A 15,164-nucleotide genomic window follows, 5' to 3' on the forward strand; every position below is an offset into this window, starting at 1 on the left:
CCCCCCGGACCGCCGCGGCGGCCCTCGGGATAATGGCTCCGTGTCCACGGAGAGCGCAGCACCAGTCGCCCGTCCCCGCGTCCTGTCCGGCATCCAGCCGACGGCCGGCTCGTTCCACCTCGGCAACTACCTCGGCGCGGTGCGGCAGTGGGTGGCGTTGCAGGACACCCACGACGCCTTCTACTGCGTCGTGGACCTGCACGCCATCACCGTCGAGCAGGACCCGAAGGTGTTGCGGCAGAACACCCGCCTCTCCGCCGCGCAGCTCCTCGCCCTCGGCATCGACCCCGACCGGTCGGCGCTGTTCGTGCAGAGCCACGTGCCGGAGCACGCCCAGCTGGGCTGGGTCCTCCAGTGCATCACGGGCTTCGGCGAGGCCGGGCGGATGACGCAGTTCAAGGACAAGTCCGCGCGCCAGAGCGCCGACCACGTCGGCGTCGGCCTGTTCACCTACCCGATCCTCCAGGCCGCGGACATCCTGCTGTACCAGGCGCACCACGTGCCGGTGGGCGAGGACCAGCGCCAGCACCTGGAGCTGACCCGCGACCTCGCGCAGCGCTTCAACAGCCGCTACGGCAAGACCTTCCGGCTCCCCGAGGCGCACATCGTCAAGGACACGGCCAAGATCTACGACCTCCAGGACCCGACGTCGAAGATGAGCAAGTCCGCGCCGGCCGGTGTGGTGGAGCTGCTGGAGGACCCCAAGCGGTCCGCGAAGAAGATCCGCTCCGCCGTCACCGACACCGGTCGTGAGATCACCTACGACCCGGCGGCGAAGCCGGGCGTCAGCAACCTCCTGGTGATCGCCTCCGCGCTGACCGGCCGCACGCTCGACGACCTCGTCGCCTCCTACGAGGGCAAGGGCTACGGCGACCTCAAGAAGGACCTCGGCGAGATCTTCACCGAGTTCGTCACGCCGGTGCAGGAGCGCGTCAACGCCTACCTCGCCGATCCCGCCGAGCTGGACGAGATCCTCGCCCGCGGCGCGGAGCGCGCCAGGGAGGTCGCGTCCAGGACCCTCGCCAGGGCGTACGAGCGCATCGGGTTCCTCGCCGGGACCTGATCCGCGGCAGCGGCGGCCGGGTGGCGGGGGTACCCCCACCTGGTTACCGTTCCCGCGTGACGCAGGATTCTCCGAAGACCGAGACGAAGCTCGACAAGCTGCGTCGTGAACACCGCTGGTTCGACCACCTCGTCCGGGCCGCGGAGCGCTACACCTCCCGGTACGGCACGCAGTTCGCCGCCGCGGTGACGTACTTCAGCGTGCTGTCCCTGGTGCCGCTGCTGATGATCGGCTTCGCCGTCGCGGGATTCGTCCTGGCCTCGCAGCCGGGACTGCTCGACGAGCTGAAGGAGGGCATCAGCACGGCCGTCCCCGGTGAGCTCGGCGGCACGATCAACACGGCGGTCGAGGAGGCCGTGAGCTCCAAGGGCACGGTCGGCGTCTTCGGTCTGCTCGGCGCGGCCTACTCCGGCCTCGGCTGGATCGGCAACCTCCGCGACGCGCTCACCGCGCAGTGGGGCCGCGCCAAGGAGGACCTGCCGCTGATCAAGACCTACCTCAAGGACCTGCTCGCGCTCCTCGGACTCGGCGTGGCGCTGCTGATCTCCCTCGGCATCACCGCGGCGGGCAGCGGTTTCGCGCACCTGGTGCTGCGGCTGGTGAACCTGGACGGCGTGGGGTGGGCCGAGGCGGTGCTGAAGGTCGCGACGATACTGCTCGGCCTCGTCGCCAACTGGCTCGTGTTCCTGTGGGTGCTGGCGAAGCTGCCGCGCAAGCCCGTCGGCTGGCGCAGCGCGGTCAAGGGCGCGGCGGCCGCCGCGGTCGGCTTCGAGATCCTCAAGCAGGTCGGCGCGATCTACCTGCGCGTCGTGGCGAACTCGCCGGCGGGCGCGGCGTTCGGCTCCGTCATCGGCGTCCTGCTGTTCGCGAACCTCGTGGCGCAGTTCCTGCTGTTCATCGCCGCGTGGACGGCCACGGCGCGGGAGAACCTGCTCGCGGACCCGATCGAGCCGCCGCCGCCCGCCGTGATCAAGCCGGTGGTGGAGGTCCGCGCCGCGGGCACGGGGTCCGCCGCCGGTCTGCTCGGGCTGGGCGCGGTGACCGGGATCGCGCTGCGCAGCCTCCTGCGCCGCCGCTGAGCCCCGCACACGCCGGAGCGGCCCCCGCGGGTGGGAATCCACCTCGCGAGGGCCGCTCCGGCGTCTCAGGGCCGGGTGCGCGTCAGAACTGGGCCTGCTGCTGCGCCATCCGCTTGGCGCGCGCCGCCCGTGCGCGACGGCTGCGCAGCGCCAGCACCATCGCGGCCAGCACGCCGACGGCCGCGACGGCCGTGATCGGACCGCCCACGTTGCCGAACGCCCGGTTCATCGCGGTCGGCTGCGACGCGGTCGAGGCGCCCGCCTCGTCGTCCGGGGCACCGCTGGTCGACGTCTGCGGCTCGTTCGTGTTCGCCTGCGGTGCGCCCGCGACGAGCTGACCCACCGGGTTCGCGTCCGCCTCGGGGATCGTGAAGCCCCAGTCGAGCAGCTTCGCGGCCTGGTCGGCGATCGGCAGCGGCTGGGCCTCGCCGCGCAGCAGCACCGCCACCAGCTTCTTGCCGTTGCGCTCCGCCGCACCGACGTAGGTGTGCAGCGCGTCGTCGGTGTAGCCGCTGCGGCCGCCCAGCGCGCCCCGGTAGGACTCCAGGAGCCGGTTGTCGTTGAGCACCGGCACGGTGCCCTTGCCGCTGTTCGCGCCGAAGTCGATGCGCGGCGTCGCGAACGCCTCGCTGATCACGCTGAACTTCATGGCCGCCCGGAAGATCAGGGCGACGTCGTAGGCGGACGTGCTGGTGCCGGGGGCCTCCAGGCCGGTCGGCGTGACCGCCCTGGTGTCCTGGGCGCCCAGCTCCTTCGCCACCGCGTTCATCTTGCGCAGCGCGTTGGCCTGACCGCCGAGCTGGCGGGCCAGGGCGTTGGCCACGTCGTTGCCCGAGGCCATCAGCAGCGCCTGGGTGAGCTCCTGCACGGTGTACTGGCCGCCGACCCGCAGGCCGATGCAGGTGCACTCCTGCTCGACGTCCTCCTGCGTGGCGGTCACCGTGGCGTTCGGGTTCAGCTCGCGCGCCACCGCGACGGCCAGCAGGACCTTCGTCGTCGACGCGGGCCGCTGGCGGCCGTGCGGGTCGTTCGCGGCCAGCACGGCGCCGCTCGTCAGGTCCGCCAGGAGCCACGAGTCGGCGGTGACCGTCGCGGGCGGGGAGTCGGAGTTCGGCGGCAGCACCAGGCCGCACTCGCCCATGCGGTCGCCGCCCAGCGGCTTCTCCGGCACGGGCAGCGGCGCCGGAGCGCGCTCACCGGGAGCCGGGTTCTCCGACTCGGTGACGGCGGGCGGTGGCGCCTCGCGGTTGGTGCAGGCCGAGGAGGGCGGCGCGGACGTCTTGTCGTCGGGCTCGTCGGCGCCGGACGTGCCCGGCGCGGACGGCCGACCGGAGCCCGAGGGCTGCGTCGACGACGACGAGGTGGGCTGCGCCGAGCCGACGGGCGCGGCGAAGAGCGCGGTGGCCATCAGCGTGCACGCGGACAGGACCAGGGCAACGACGGGCCGTCGAGCGGTGGAAGGCACGTCCTCCAGGCTATCCACCCCGCCCGACGGACTTTCACCCACCACGGCGGATACTGCTCCGGTGAGGCTTTCCCGCGGCGCGTCGCTGTTCCTGCTCGCCTTCGGGGCCTGGTCCTGGGTGATCTGGCCCACCTTCCTGCGCAACATCTGGAAGGACGGGAGGTCCTGGGAGGACGGCCCGACGTCGTTCTTCCTCGTGCACCTGGTGCTCGTCGTCGTGTCGCTGGTGTTCGGCACCGTCATCGCCGTCCTGGGCGTCCGCGGCCTGCGGGCGCTGCGCACCCCGTCCGATCCGGAGGTCTGAAACCGTGGAGTTCGTGCGCTTGCTGCTGGTGTTCCTGCACCTGCTGGGCATGGGAATGCTGATCGCGATGGTCTTCGTGCAGCTCGGGGCGGGTGCCGGTGCGCCGCTGAACAAGGGCTGGCTGCACGGTGCCGCCTTCCAGCTCCTCACCGGCGTCGCGCTGGTCGGGCTCGCGCCGCTGACCGACCAGGACTACTCGCACGCGAAGATCGGCGTGAAGCTCGCGGTCCTCGTGGTGGTCGCGGGCCTGGCGGCGGTGTTCGTGAGCAAGCCCGCGGCGCCGAAGTGGCTCACGCCGACGCTGGCCGGTCTCGTGGTGCTCAACGTCGGCTTGGCGGTCTTCTGGACCTGAGCGGCGGCGGGCGGGCGCGATCCGGCCGGGTATCGCGAAAATCGCGTGTTGGCCGCCGGAGGTTGACTCCACCGCGGATCACCTGTTGGTTCGTACGGGTTCGAACCACTTTCGCACCCGCACTGGAGAGAACGTGACCCCGCAGTTCTTCACCGCGCGTCGCACCGCGACCGCGCTCGTCCTCACGGCGGCCACCGCGCTGGTCGTCGGCACCACGTACGGGCAGGCGTCCGCCGACGCTCCGGCGAACCTGCCCGCGAACGTGCAGGCCGACTACCAGCTGGGCGGGGCGTACGCGCCGCCGAGCGGGACCGGTGTCGTCGTGCGCGACCGGACCGCCGAGCCGGCGGACGAGCTCTACAACGTCTGCTACGTCAACGGCTTCCAGACCCAGCCCGGTGACGAGATCGACTGGTGGAAGTCCGAGCACGACGACCTGCTGCTGCGCGACGACGACGGCGAGTACGTCGGCGACGTCGAGTGGGACGAGCTGGTGCTCGACGTCACCACGCCGGAGAAGAGGGCCGAGCTGGCCGGGATCGTCGGCGGGTGGATCGAGGGCTGCGCCGCGGACGGCTTCCAGGCCGTGGAGATCGACAACTTCGACACGTTCCACCGCTTCCCGGAGTTCGTCGAGCAGTCCGACGCGCTGGAGTACGCCGAGCTGCTGGTCACCACCGCGCACGACGCCGGGCTCGCGATCGGGCAGAAGAACGCCGCGGAGATCGTGGCCGAGGGCAGGGCGATCGGGTTCGACTTCGCCGTGGCCGAGGAGTGCGGCGAGTGGAACGAGTGCGACGACTACGTCGGGGAGTACGGCTCGGCCGTGCTCGTCGTCGAGTACCAGCGGCAGTACTTCGACGCGACGTGCGACGAGTTCGGCGACGAGCTGTCGGTCGTGCTGCGCGACGTGCCGCTGACCACGCCGGGCGACGAGGACGACGACGAGGGCGAGTACGTCTACGACGCCTGCTGATCCACGCGTGCGACGGGGCCCCGCCGATCCGGCGGGGCCCCGTCGTGCGTCGTCACGACTTCTGCGGCGTCGCACCCTCGTCGGTCGCGTCGGTCCCGGTGGTCTCGGTGACCTCCCAGGGCAGGACGTGCACGCCCTCGTCCTCGTCGCGGAAGCTGTCGTGCGCCTTCTCGACCTGCTCGGGCGTCAGCTCCAGCGCGGACGTCGCGAACTCCGCCGACAGCCGCACCATCGCCGGGCCGCCGGGGTTGAACAGCAGCTCCACGTCGTCCGGGATCACCTCGACGAGCTGCTCGACGCTCATCCGCCGCCAGTCCGGCGACGCCACGCGGGAGCGGTGCCGCTCGGACGTCGCGATCACCATGCACGGGACGTCGTCGGGGGACTTGGCGACCAGCGGCCGGCCGTCGCCGTTCATCGCGACGTCGAACAGGACGTCGAGCAGCAGGAGCTGGAGCTGTGGCCCCTCGATGCGGTTGTCGACCAGCAGGCGCAGGCCCGCGTCGAACGGGTCGGTGGGCGAGTTCTCGTCGATCGGCTCGTAGTACGGGTTGCTGCGGAAGCGGCCGACGTTGCCCTCGGAGTCGAGCGGCCAGACACCGACGATCGACTCCAGGTCGGGGGTGAGCTGCCCCTCCTTCGGCTTCCACTGGGAGTCCATCAGCAGGAAGAAGTTCTCCTGGCTCGTGGTCTCCGCCTGCGATCCGGCTTCCGTCGTCTCGGTTGCCACGGCATCTCCTCCGGTGGTGTCACCGCCGATGGTACGGCCGGGTGAACGACGCCAGCCAGCAGCCCGGTCCGCCTGTCCGCCGAAACCGCCCTCCGGAACGCCGAAGGCCGCCCGCGCGGACGCGGACGGCCTTCGGGAGAACCCCGGATCAGGTGCGCTTGAACAGCAGCGCGCGCTTGACCTCCTGGATCGCCTTCGTCACCTGGATGCCGCGGGGGCACGCGTCGGTGCAGTTGAACGTCGTGCGGCAGCGCCACACGCCGTCCACGTCGTTCAGGATGTCCAGGCGCTCCTCGGCGGCCTCGTCGCGGCTGTCGAAGATGAAGCGGTGGGCGTTGACGATCGCGGCCGGGCCGAAGTAGGAGCCCTCGGTCCAGTACACCGGGCACGACGTGGTGCACGCCGCGCACAGGATGCACTTGGTCGTGTCGTCGAAGCGCTCGCGGTCGGCGGCCGACTGGATGCGCTCGCGCGTCGGCTCGTTGCCGTAGGAGATCAGGTACGGCTTGACCGCGCGGTACGCCTCGAAGAACGGCTCCATGTCGACCAGGAGGTCCTTGTGCACCGGCAGGCCCTTGATGGGCTCGATGGTGATCGTGGTGGCCTTGCCGCCACCGGCGAGCAGGTCCTTGAGCAGCACCTTGCACGCCAGCCGGTTCACGCCGTTGATGCGCATCGCGTCGGAGCCGCAGATGCCGTGGGCGCAGGAGCGGCGGAACGTGAGCGTGCCGTCGACGTACCACTTCAAGTAGTGCAGCAGGTTCAGCACGCGGTCCGACGGCAGCGCGGGCACCTCGAACGTGTCCCAGCGCGGCTCGTCGTCGAACTCCGGGTTGAACCGGCGGATCTTGACGGTGACCGTGATCGCGCCGTCCGGCACCGGCGGCTCGGAACCCCTGGAGCCGGAAGCGGTCTTCTCTTCAGCGGGTGCGGACATCAGTACTTGCGCTCCATCGGCTGGTAGCGGGTGAAGGTGACGGGCTTGTAGTCCAACCGGATGTCGGAGGTCAGCTCGTCGCCCTGCTTGTAGTACATGCTGTGACGCATGAAGTTCGTGTCGTCGCGGCTCGGGTAGTCCTCGCGCGCGTGACCGCCGCGGGACTCCTTGCGCGCCAGCGCGCCCACGACCAGCACCTCGGCCAGCTCCAGCAGGAAGCCCAGCTCCACGGCCTCCAGCAGGTCCGTGTTGAACCGCTTGCCCTTGTCCTGCACCTGGATGCGGGAGTAGCGCTCCTTCAGCGCCTGCACGTCGTGCAGCGCCTGCTTCAGCGTGTCCTCGGTGCGGTACACCGACGCGTTGGCGTCCATCGACGCCTGGAGCTCGGTGCGGATGTCGGCGACCCGCTCGTGGCCGTGCTCCGACAGGGCCAGCGCGATCTGCTCCTCGACGACCCTGGTCGGGTTCTCCGGGATCTCGACGAACTCGTGCGTCGAGGCGTACTCCGCGGCGGCGATGCCCGCGCGGCGGCCGAAGACGTTGATGTCCAGCAGCGAGTTGGTGCCCAGGCGGTTCGCGCCGTGCACCGACACGCACGCGCACTCGCCGGCGGCGTACAGGCCGGGGATGACGTTGTCGTTGTCCCGCAGCACCTCGCCGTGGACGTTGGTGGGGATGCCGCCCATCGCGTAGTGCGCGGTCGGGTACACCGGCACCGGCTCCTTCACCGGGTCGACCGCGAGGTACGTGCGGGCGAACTCGGTGATGTCGGGCAGCTTCGTCTCCAGCACCTCGGCGCCGAGGTGCGTGCAGTCCAGCAGCACGTAGTCCTTGTTGGGACCGGCGCCGCGGCCCTCCAGGACCTCCAGCGCCATCGAGCGGGCGACGATGTCGCGCGGCGCGAGGTCCTTGATGGTCGGCGCGTAGCGCTCCATGAACCGCTCGCCGGAGGCGTTGCGCAGGATCGCGCCCTCGCCGCGGGCGCCCTCGGTCAGCAGGATGCCCAGGCCCGCGAGGCCCGTCGGGTGGAACTGGTAGAACTCCATGTCCTCCAGCGGCAGGCCCTTGCGGAACACGATGCCCATGCCGTCGCCGGTCAGGGTGTGCGCGTTCGAGGTGGTCTTGAAGACCTTGCCGAAACCGCCGGTGGCGAACACCACGGACTTGGCCTGGAACACGTGGATCTCGCCGGTGGCCAGCTCGTAGGCCACGGCGCCGGTGCAGACCTGGCCGTCGGGGGTGTCGCTGAGCAGGATGTCGAGCACGTAGAACTCGTTGAAGAACTCGATGCCGTGCTTGACGCAGTTCTGGTACAGCGTCTGGAGGATCATGTGACCGGTGCGGTCGGCGGCGTAGCACGCCCGGCGCACGGCGGCCTCGCCGTGGTTGCGGGTGTGACCGCCGAACCGGCGCTGGTCGATCTTGCCCTCGGGCGTCCGGTTGAACGGCAGGCCCATCTTCTCCAGGTCGAGGACCGCGTCGATGGCCTCCTTCGCCATGATCTCGGCGGCGTCCTGGTCGACCAGGTAGTCACCGCCCTTGATCGTGTCGAAGGTGTGCCACTCCCAGTTGTCCTCCTCGACGTTCGCCAGGGCGGCGCACATGCCGCCCTGGGCCGCGCCGGTGTGGGAACGCGTCGGGTAGAGCTTGGTGAGCACCGCGGTGCGGGCGCGCTGGCCGGACTCGATGGCCGCGCGCATACCGGCGCCGCCGGCACCGACGATGATGACGTCGTACTTGTGGAACTGCATGCGAGTTCTCCCTGGCCGCCCGGTCCGAGTGTGGTGGGGTGGCGAGTCAGCCGGTGATGTTCGGATCGAAGGTGAAGATCACGAGCGTGCCGAGCGAGATGATCAGGACCATCGACACGTAGAGCAGCATCTTCAGCCAGAAGCGGGTGCTGTCCTTGCGCGCGTAGTCGTTGATGACCGTGCGCAGGCCGTTGCCGCCGTGGATCTGGGCGAGCCACAGCATGGCCAGGTCCCACACCTGCCAGAACGGCGAGGCCCAGCGACCGGCGACGAACCCGAAGTTGATGCGGTGCACACCGCCGTCGAGGATGTTCATGATGAACAGGTGGCCCAGCACGAGAACCACGAGCGCGAGGCCCGAGATGCGCATGAACAGCCAGCTGTACAGCTCGAAGTTGCTGCGGCGGGCGGCGGGGCGGCGCGGCGAGCGCGGCTTGTCCAGGATCAGTGCGTCGCTCATGATCAGTGTCCTCCGAGCAGCTCGGAGACCGTGCGCTCCATCATGAAGTAGGTGCCGGGAAGCATCACCAGGGCCCAGACGACGAGGATCGTCCAGAGCATCGTCTTCTGGTGCTTCGCGCCCTTCTCCCAGAAGTCGATCAGCATGACCCGGACGCCGTTGAGCGCGTGGTAGAGCACTGCGCCCACCAGACCGACCTCGAAGAGGTTCACGATCGGGTTCTTGTAGGTCTCGATGATCTGGTCGTACGCGTTCGGCGACACCCGCACGAGAGCGGTGTCGAGAACGTGGGCGAACAGGAAGAAGAACGTCAGCACACCCGTGATGCGGTGGGCGACCCACGACCACATGCCCAGATCGCCGCGGTACAGCGTTCCGCCTCCTCGGGAGGTGCCCGTCCGCTCTGTTGCGGTGGTACTGGCCATGTGCAGCGGCCTCCAACGTCAGTGGTGGACTGGTCCACCTCACAGGGGGTGCGGGGACCGTGACCACTGGAATGCTAGCCCCGCCCCAGCCGACCGACCCAACGGCTCCACCCGCTCTGTGATGGATGAGACACGCTCCCGGGCGCCCGGGTGACCTGCACCGGTTCAGACGCGTGGACGAGCGAGACCCGAGCGTGATCCGGGCCGCAGAGGGGCGTCCGGATCAGCCGTGCAGCCACTCCCGGAAGCGCTCCACGAACGGCGGGTTGAGCCGCAGCGCGGTCGCGATGGCGTCGTCGGGGAGCCCCTTGTGCATGAACGTCACCATCGACGTCAGATCGGCCACCGGAACGCCGACCTGAGCGCTGAGCGAGACCAGTTCCTGCGGGTCGGGCTGGCGCAGGGGCGACACGGGCGCGGGCCGCGGCACGCCGGGAGCCGACGTCGCGGGCGCCGCTCCGGGGAAGGGGATGACGGTCGTCGTGGACATCTCGTCGGGCTTGCGCAGCACCGGTGTGCCGTGCAGCACACCCGAACCGGCGAGCACCTCGTGCTCCCACGTCCAGTCGGCGAACTCCGCCGCGGTCAGGTAGTGGAACGCGCGCTCCTCCGGGTCGCCGACGACGAACGCCTGCACGCCGGGCTGGCGCACCGCGCGCAGGTGCAGCGCCCGGCCCCGCGCGAGCACCGGGAACCCGCCGCGGTTGCGCACGCGCCGCCAGAACTCCACCCGAGCGGCCTCCCCGCCGAGCAGCGGGGTCAGCGGTTCCAGCTCGTCGCGCGCCAGCTCGCCCGGACCGCTCTCCAGCGGGTCCGGGGCGAGCACCCGCGCCGAGGCGTCCTGGTAGGACAGCACGTCGAGCGGGAACAGCTGCTCCCCCGCGGCGTCCGTGCGGAGCGGGGAGAACAGCACGCGTCCGAGGTGGAGCCGGCCGGACGGGCGCGCGGCCAGCCGTTGCAGCGCGCGGCTCCACGCCGTGGTCAGCTCGTCCCAGTCGCCGCCGGGCACCGCGAGCAGCGCGTGGCCGCGCTTCTCCACGCTCTCGAACTCGGCGATGACCTCGGCGATCCGTTTGCCCGCGACGTCGCCGAGCGTGCGCCCGAACACGGGGTCGCTCGCCGCCATCTCCTCCGGCGCGGCCACGCCGAGACGCTGGATCGTGGCGCCCAGGACGGCCCGCCCGATCATCAGCAGACCGGGCAGCCCCGGCACGTCGTCGCGCAGGTCCGTGGTGGCCGCCGCCACGCCCCCGGTGCCGGGGAAGTGCCGCTGGTCGTGCCCCGCGCTCGCGAACAGCGCCTCCGTCATCGCCGCGGGGTTCGCGACCAGCGACGTGAACAGCGCGTCGCGCTGGAGGGTCTCGCGGGCGGCGGGGGCGAAGTTCACCAGGCTCAGCCGCGCGATCCGCACGGGCAGCGCCTCGTCCACCCGGTAGTCGACGCCCACCAGCGCCGACTGCTCCTCGGTGAACGGGTTCGCGCGGCCGAGCAGCGTCCACGCCACGTCGGAGAGGATCTGGCGCAGCCGGTTCGCCGACAGCGGCTGCACGGCCCTGCGGTCGCGCAGCACGCCGAGCCCCGTGGAGTCGGGGAAGTCGTGCTCGCGCGACGGCGCGAGGCAGGTCAGCAGCACCGCGTCGTTGACGAGCGCGCGCACCCGCCCGCGCAGCACGGCGTCGCCCGTCGCGCCCAGCGCCCGGTCCACGTCGCGGACGAGCTGCTGCACGTCGAGCGCGCCCAGCACGTCCGGCGCGTACTCCTCCAGCCTGCCGTTCACGGCCATCGCCGCGAACTGGTGGAGCAGCATCCCCAGCTCGTGCACGCCCAGCGCCAGCGTGGTCAGACCGGCCGTCGCGCCCTGGTAGGTGCCGGCGAACCGGGCGATCACCTGCTCGGTGGTCATCTGCACGCCGTGCGGCGGCACGTGCGGCCGTGCGACGGCGAGGGTCCTCGCGTCGCCGGTCCGCACGGCGAAGCGCAGCGCGGGCACCTCGGCGACGCGCAGCACGCGGCGCGGTGCGGGGCGGCGCGGCTTGACCTTGACGACGCCCTTCTTGCGCTTCTTCGGCGGCGCCGGGGGTTCGGCGGGCGGAGCGGGCTCGGCGGGGGGCGCGGGGGTCTCGGCACCGCTCGCCGCGACGGGACCGGCGGTGGCCGCGCCAGCCGTGCCCGTGTCGCCCGCGTCGGGCACGGGGGTGACCTGCTCGGGGTCCGCGGTGGCGGGTTCCGCCTCCGGGACCGGCTCGGGTTCGGGGGTGGCGGGCTCGTCCGCGACGGGCTCCGGCTCCGGGGTGACGGGCTCCGGCTCGGGGGTGACGGGCTCCGGCTCCGGGGTGACGGGGTCCGGCTCCGGGGTGACGGGGTCCGGTGCGGCGATCTCGGGCTCGACCGGGATGGGCTCCGGTTCGACCGCGACGGGCTCCGGTTCGACCGGGACGGGCTCGGCTTCCGGAGCGGTCGACTCGTGCTCGGGGGTGACGGGCTCGTCCGCGACGGGCTCCGGCTCCGCCGCGGCGGGCTCGGCTTCCGGAGTGGCCGAGTCGGGCTCGGGTCCTGCCACGGTGCTCTCCGGCTCTGTGTCCTCCGGCTCAGCGGGCTCCGGCTCTGTGTTCTCCGGCTCTGTGTCCGCCGACTCGTCGGGCTCCGGAGTGACCGGCTCGGGCTCCTGCTCGACCGTGCCGGGCTCGACCCCGGTCGGCTCGGGCTCCGGCGCGACGGCTTCCGGCTCGGGCGCGACCGGGTCGGGCTCGGCCGCCGCTGCGGCGATGATGTTCGTGGTCAGGTAGCCCGCGCCCATCAGGATCGCCGCCGGGCTCGCCGGGTTGAACAGCACGTCGGCGTCGTCCGGCACCCGTGCCACCAGTTCGCCGAGCGATCCCCGGCGCCAGTCGGGCGCGGGCCACTGCTCGCGGTGCTGCTCGGCGGTCGTCAGCACGGCGTACTTCTCCTCGTCGGGCGAGGACATCACGAGCGGTGCGCCGGACTCGTCCAGCGCCAGCGCGAAGTCCGCCGCGTCGACCACGAAGCGCAGGGCGTCGATCTTCAGCAGACTCGCCGCGAACCGCCGCAGCACGGCGTCGAACGGGTCCGTGGGGCCGTCGTCGGCCGGGACGTGGGCCGGGTTCGGCCGGAACCCGGTCGGCTGACCGGTCTCGTCCACCTGGAACCGGCCGAACCCGTCCAGGTCCAGCGGGTCGTCCAGCGCGGCCGGGTCCAGCAGGGGGAGACCCCTGCTGGTGGCGGCGTCGACGTCGTCGTCGCTCAGCGACAGCGCCGACGAGACGAAGTCCTGGAACAGCTGCGCCGGTGCCGGGCCACCGGCGTTGAGCATCACGCCGGTGTCGTCGGGCACCAGTTCGAGCAGCGTGCGCACGTCGACCCGGTGCCAGCCGGGAGCGTCGACCTCGGCGCGGTACTCCGCCGAGCTGGTGACGGCCACGTTGAGGATTCCGTCGTCACCGGTCCCGACCAGCGGCGTGCCGTCCTCGGTCACCGCCAGGTGGAGCTCGGCGTCGCGCAGCGCGAGCAGCAGCAGGCCGGTCTCCACCCTGCCGTCCAGCAGCAGGCGCAGCGTCGTCCCCACGGGATCTCCCGCGGGGGCGCGTCCCGGCGCGCTGCGGAACCGGCCGACAGCGCCGTCGACGACGGGCCAGCCGCCGACGATCGCGTCGGCGGCCGGAACGTCGTCCGGCTCCGCAGGAGTCCAGTCGGGGTCCGGCAGCGCAAGCACGCCATCGCTCGACTCGGTTCGCCTCGACATGCTCTTCCCCGCTGGAGGATCAGTACGGCTGGGCGTGGGTCACCTCACCGGTCTCGCTGCTGCTCCCCGTCCGCCGGCACGTCCCACGGGAGGACGAGGAGCCGCTCGTCCTCGTTGACGGCCTGCGCGCTGCTCACCTCGGCCGGGGTCAGCTCAGCCGCCTTCCGCACGAAGTCGCCCACGAGCCGCACGGAGGCCGGACCACCGGGGTTGAACAGCACGTCGACGCCCTCGGGCAGCAGGCCCGCGAGGGTCTCCACGCCCACCCGGTCCCAGTTCTCCAGCGCCACCCGCGCGCGGTGCCGCTCGGCGGTGGCCACGATCACGCAGGCCACGTCGTCGGGCGACTTCGCGAACACGGCGCGCCCGTCGCCGTCCACGGCCACCTCGACCAGCACGTCGCGCAGCAGCACCTGCAACTGCTCCGGCGCGAGCTCGTCGCGCAGCATCAGGCGCAGGCCCGCGTCGACCGGGTCGGTCGGCGAGTTCTCGTCGATGGGCTCGTAGTCCGGGTTGCTCCGGAAGCGCCCCATGCCGCCGTCGTCGTCCAGCGGCCACAGCCCGACGATCGACTTCAGATCGGGCACCTGAGAGCCCTCCGCCGGACGCCACTGCGGGTCCATGAGCAGGAAGTAGTTCTCGTAGGCCCCGGTACCGGCCGTTCCGTTCGTCACGGCAGCCCCTTCTGTCGCGTCAGCGGTGAAATCGTACGGCTCACCAGGTCAGTCCTGCACCGGGCGTCCGGCTTCTGAGGCGCTCACGACGGCGAAGGCCTCCTCGTCGGTCATGGCGAGCGCGGCGCGCACGAAGTCGCCCGGCACGCGCACCGACGCGCCGCCCGCGGGGTTGAACAGCACCGCCGCGTCGTCGGGTAGGGCGTCGACCAGTCCCGCGAGGCCCACCCTGGCCCAGTTCTCGACCTTCACGCGGTCGCGCTGCTCCTGCGTGGTCGCGACCATCACACAGGCGTCGTCGTCGGACGTCGTCACCAGCAGCGCGCGGTCGTCGTCGTCCAGCGCCAGGTCGACCACCGCGCCGCGCAGCGCGACCTGGAGCCGTTCCGGGGTCGCCCGCTCGTCGAGCAGCTCGTGCAGGGCGAGGTCGACCGGGTCGGCCGGCACGGGGAAGGACGGACCGAAGGGGTCGTCGGCGAAGTCGTCGTCCTCCGCCTCGGCCAGCGATTCGACGACGGCGGAGGCGAGCAGCCGGATCGACGCCGCCGAACCGGGGTTGACCAGCAGGTCGACCCCGGACTCCGACAGGGCGGCCGCCACCTCGGGCAGCAGGGCGTCGCGCCACCCCGGAACCCGGACCGTCCTGCGGTGCAGGGGCGCCGTGGTGACGACGATCGACGGGACGTCGTCCGGGGACGGGATGACGATCGCGTCACCGTCCTCGTCGACGGCGACGCCGAGCACGACCTGCCGCAGGGCGGTCAGCACGTCGTCGCCGCTCGCGTCGCCCCCGGCCACGAGCCGCACGGCCGCGTCCGCGGGATCGGTCGGCGAGTCGGGGGAGGACGGCTGGTAGGCGGGATTGGGGCGGAAGCGCCCCTGGCGGTCGTCCGCCGTCACGAACCAGCCGCCGACGATCGCCTCGGCGGGCGGTGTCGCGCCCTCCTCGTGCGGTCGCCACGCGGGGTCGATCAGGAAGGCCCACCGCTCGGACCGTGCCCCGCCGGTCTCCTCCCCACCGTCCCGCGGTCGGGGCGCCTCGTCCGCGGGGCTCTCCCGTCGTGCGCTCACGTGCGGTTCGCTCCGCGGCCGTCGGATCGGTCGGTGGCGGTCATGTGCTTTCCGTCCTGTCGATCGTGTCGGGTGCTCCCGGCCGGCGAGACGGCCGGGAGGGGGGACGCCGTTCGA

The 15,164-nt window shown here is 71.9% G+C and carries 14 protein-coding genes; 5 read left to right on the plus strand and 9 right to left on the minus strand.

Features of this window, described 5'->3' with window-relative positions:
* Window positions 1-40: 40 nt before the first annotated feature.
* Window positions 41-1,063, plus strand: coding sequence for a tryptophan--tRNA ligase (trpS, locus tag IMZ35_RS16065; protein ID WP_199441873.1), 1,023 nt, complete (start codon window positions 41-43; stop codon window positions 1,061-1,063).
* Between the two features lie 56 nt (window positions 1,064-1,119).
* Window positions 1,120-2,142, plus strand: a complete 1,023-nt coding sequence (gene yhjD / locus IMZ35_RS16070) for an inner membrane protein YhjD (protein ID WP_199441874.1) — start codon at window positions 1,120-1,122, stop codon at window positions 2,140-2,142.
* A gap of 82 nt (window positions 2,143-2,224) precedes the next feature.
* Here yhjD and IMZ35_RS16075 read toward each other — a convergent pair whose 3' ends face one another.
* Window positions 2,225-3,607, minus strand: a complete 1,383-nt coding sequence (locus tag IMZ35_RS16075; protein WP_307868209.1) for a D-alanyl-D-alanine carboxypeptidase family protein — start codon at window positions 3,605-3,607, stop codon at window positions 2,225-2,227.
* A 61-nt stretch (window positions 3,608-3,668) separates the two neighbouring features.
* On the opposite strand from IMZ35_RS16075, the gene IMZ35_RS16080 reads away from it, so the two are divergent.
* The 3 genes from IMZ35_RS16080 to IMZ35_RS16090 all read left to right on the plus strand — a co-directional run bounded on the left by IMZ35_RS16080 (window position 3,669) and on the right by IMZ35_RS16090 (window position 5,239).
* Window positions 3,669-3,911, plus strand: coding sequence for an SCO4848 family membrane protein (locus IMZ35_RS16080; RefSeq protein WP_199441875.1), 243 nt, complete (start codon window positions 3,669-3,671; stop codon window positions 3,909-3,911).
* Window positions 3,912-3,915: 4 nt separating this feature from the next.
* A complete protein-coding gene (locus IMZ35_RS16085; RefSeq protein WP_199441876.1) occupies window positions 3,916-4,263 on the plus strand; it encodes a hypothetical protein in 348 nt (115 codons plus the stop codon).
* Window positions 4,264-4,396: 133 nt separating this feature from the next.
* Window positions 4,397-5,239 (plus strand): endo alpha-1,4 polygalactosaminidase, encoded by an 843-nt coding sequence (locus tag IMZ35_RS16090; RefSeq protein ID WP_199441877.1) that lies wholly within the window; start codon window positions 4,397-4,399, stop codon window positions 5,237-5,239.
* A 52-nt stretch (window positions 5,240-5,291) separates the two neighbouring features.
* On the opposite strand, the gene IMZ35_RS16095 is transcribed toward IMZ35_RS16090, so the two are convergent.
* The 8 genes from IMZ35_RS16095 to IMZ35_RS16130 all read right to left on the minus strand — a co-directional run bounded on the left by IMZ35_RS16095 (window position 5,292) and on the right by IMZ35_RS16130 (window position 15,047).
* Entirely contained in the window at window positions 5,292-5,969 is a 678-nt protein-coding gene (locus IMZ35_RS16095) for a type VII secretion system-associated protein (RefSeq protein WP_199441878.1), read from the minus strand.
* A 148-nt stretch (window positions 5,970-6,117) separates the two neighbouring features.
* Complete coding sequence (locus IMZ35_RS16100) at window positions 6,118-6,906, minus strand: succinate dehydrogenase iron-sulfur subunit (protein WP_199441879.1); 789 nt, start codon at window positions 6,904-6,906, stop codon at window positions 6,118-6,120.
* Window positions 6,906-8,657 carry a succinate dehydrogenase flavoprotein subunit gene (gene sdhA, locus IMZ35_RS16105; RefSeq protein WP_199441880.1) on the minus strand — a complete coding sequence of 584 codons (1,752 nt, stop codon included), beginning with the start codon at window positions 8,655-8,657 and terminating at the stop codon, window positions 6,906-6,908. Before sdhA ends, IMZ35_RS16100 begins: the two co-directional genes overlap by 1 nt.
* A 46-nt stretch (window positions 8,658-8,703) precedes the next feature.
* The gene (locus IMZ35_RS16110) at window positions 8,704-9,117 is read right to left on the minus strand and encodes a succinate dehydrogenase hydrophobic membrane anchor subunit (protein ID WP_199441881.1); all 414 of its coding nucleotides are present in this window, start codon (window positions 9,115-9,117) and stop codon (window positions 8,704-8,706) included.
* A gap of 2 nt (window positions 9,118-9,119) precedes the next feature.
* Window positions 9,120-9,542: a succinate dehydrogenase, cytochrome b556 subunit gene (gene sdhC, locus IMZ35_RS16115; protein ID WP_199441882.1), complete on the minus strand. Its 423-nt coding sequence runs from the start codon at window positions 9,540-9,542 to the stop codon at window positions 9,120-9,122.
* A 223-nt stretch (window positions 9,543-9,765) separates the two neighbouring features.
* Entirely contained in the window at window positions 9,766-13,272 is a 3,507-nt protein-coding gene (locus tag IMZ35_RS16120) for a type VII secretion system-associated protein (protein ID WP_199441883.1), read from the minus strand.
* Between the two features lie 74 nt (window positions 13,273-13,346).
* Window positions 13,347-13,976: a type VII secretion system-associated protein gene (locus IMZ35_RS16125; protein WP_307868211.1), complete on the minus strand. Its 630-nt coding sequence runs from the start codon at window positions 13,974-13,976 to the stop codon at window positions 13,347-13,349.
* Window positions 13,977-14,024: 48 nt separating this feature from the next.
* Window positions 14,025-15,047: a type VII secretion system-associated protein gene (locus tag IMZ35_RS16130; RefSeq protein ID WP_199441884.1), complete on the minus strand. Its 1,023-nt coding sequence runs from the start codon at window positions 15,045-15,047 to the stop codon at window positions 14,025-14,027.
* Between the last annotated feature and the right edge of the window lie 117 nt (window positions 15,048-15,164).

Source organism: Umezawaea beigongshangensis, assembly GCF_016464305.1.
Taxonomy (GTDB): Bacteria; Actinomycetota; Actinomycetes; order Mycobacteriales; family Pseudonocardiaceae; genus Umezawaea_A; species Umezawaea_A beigongshangensis.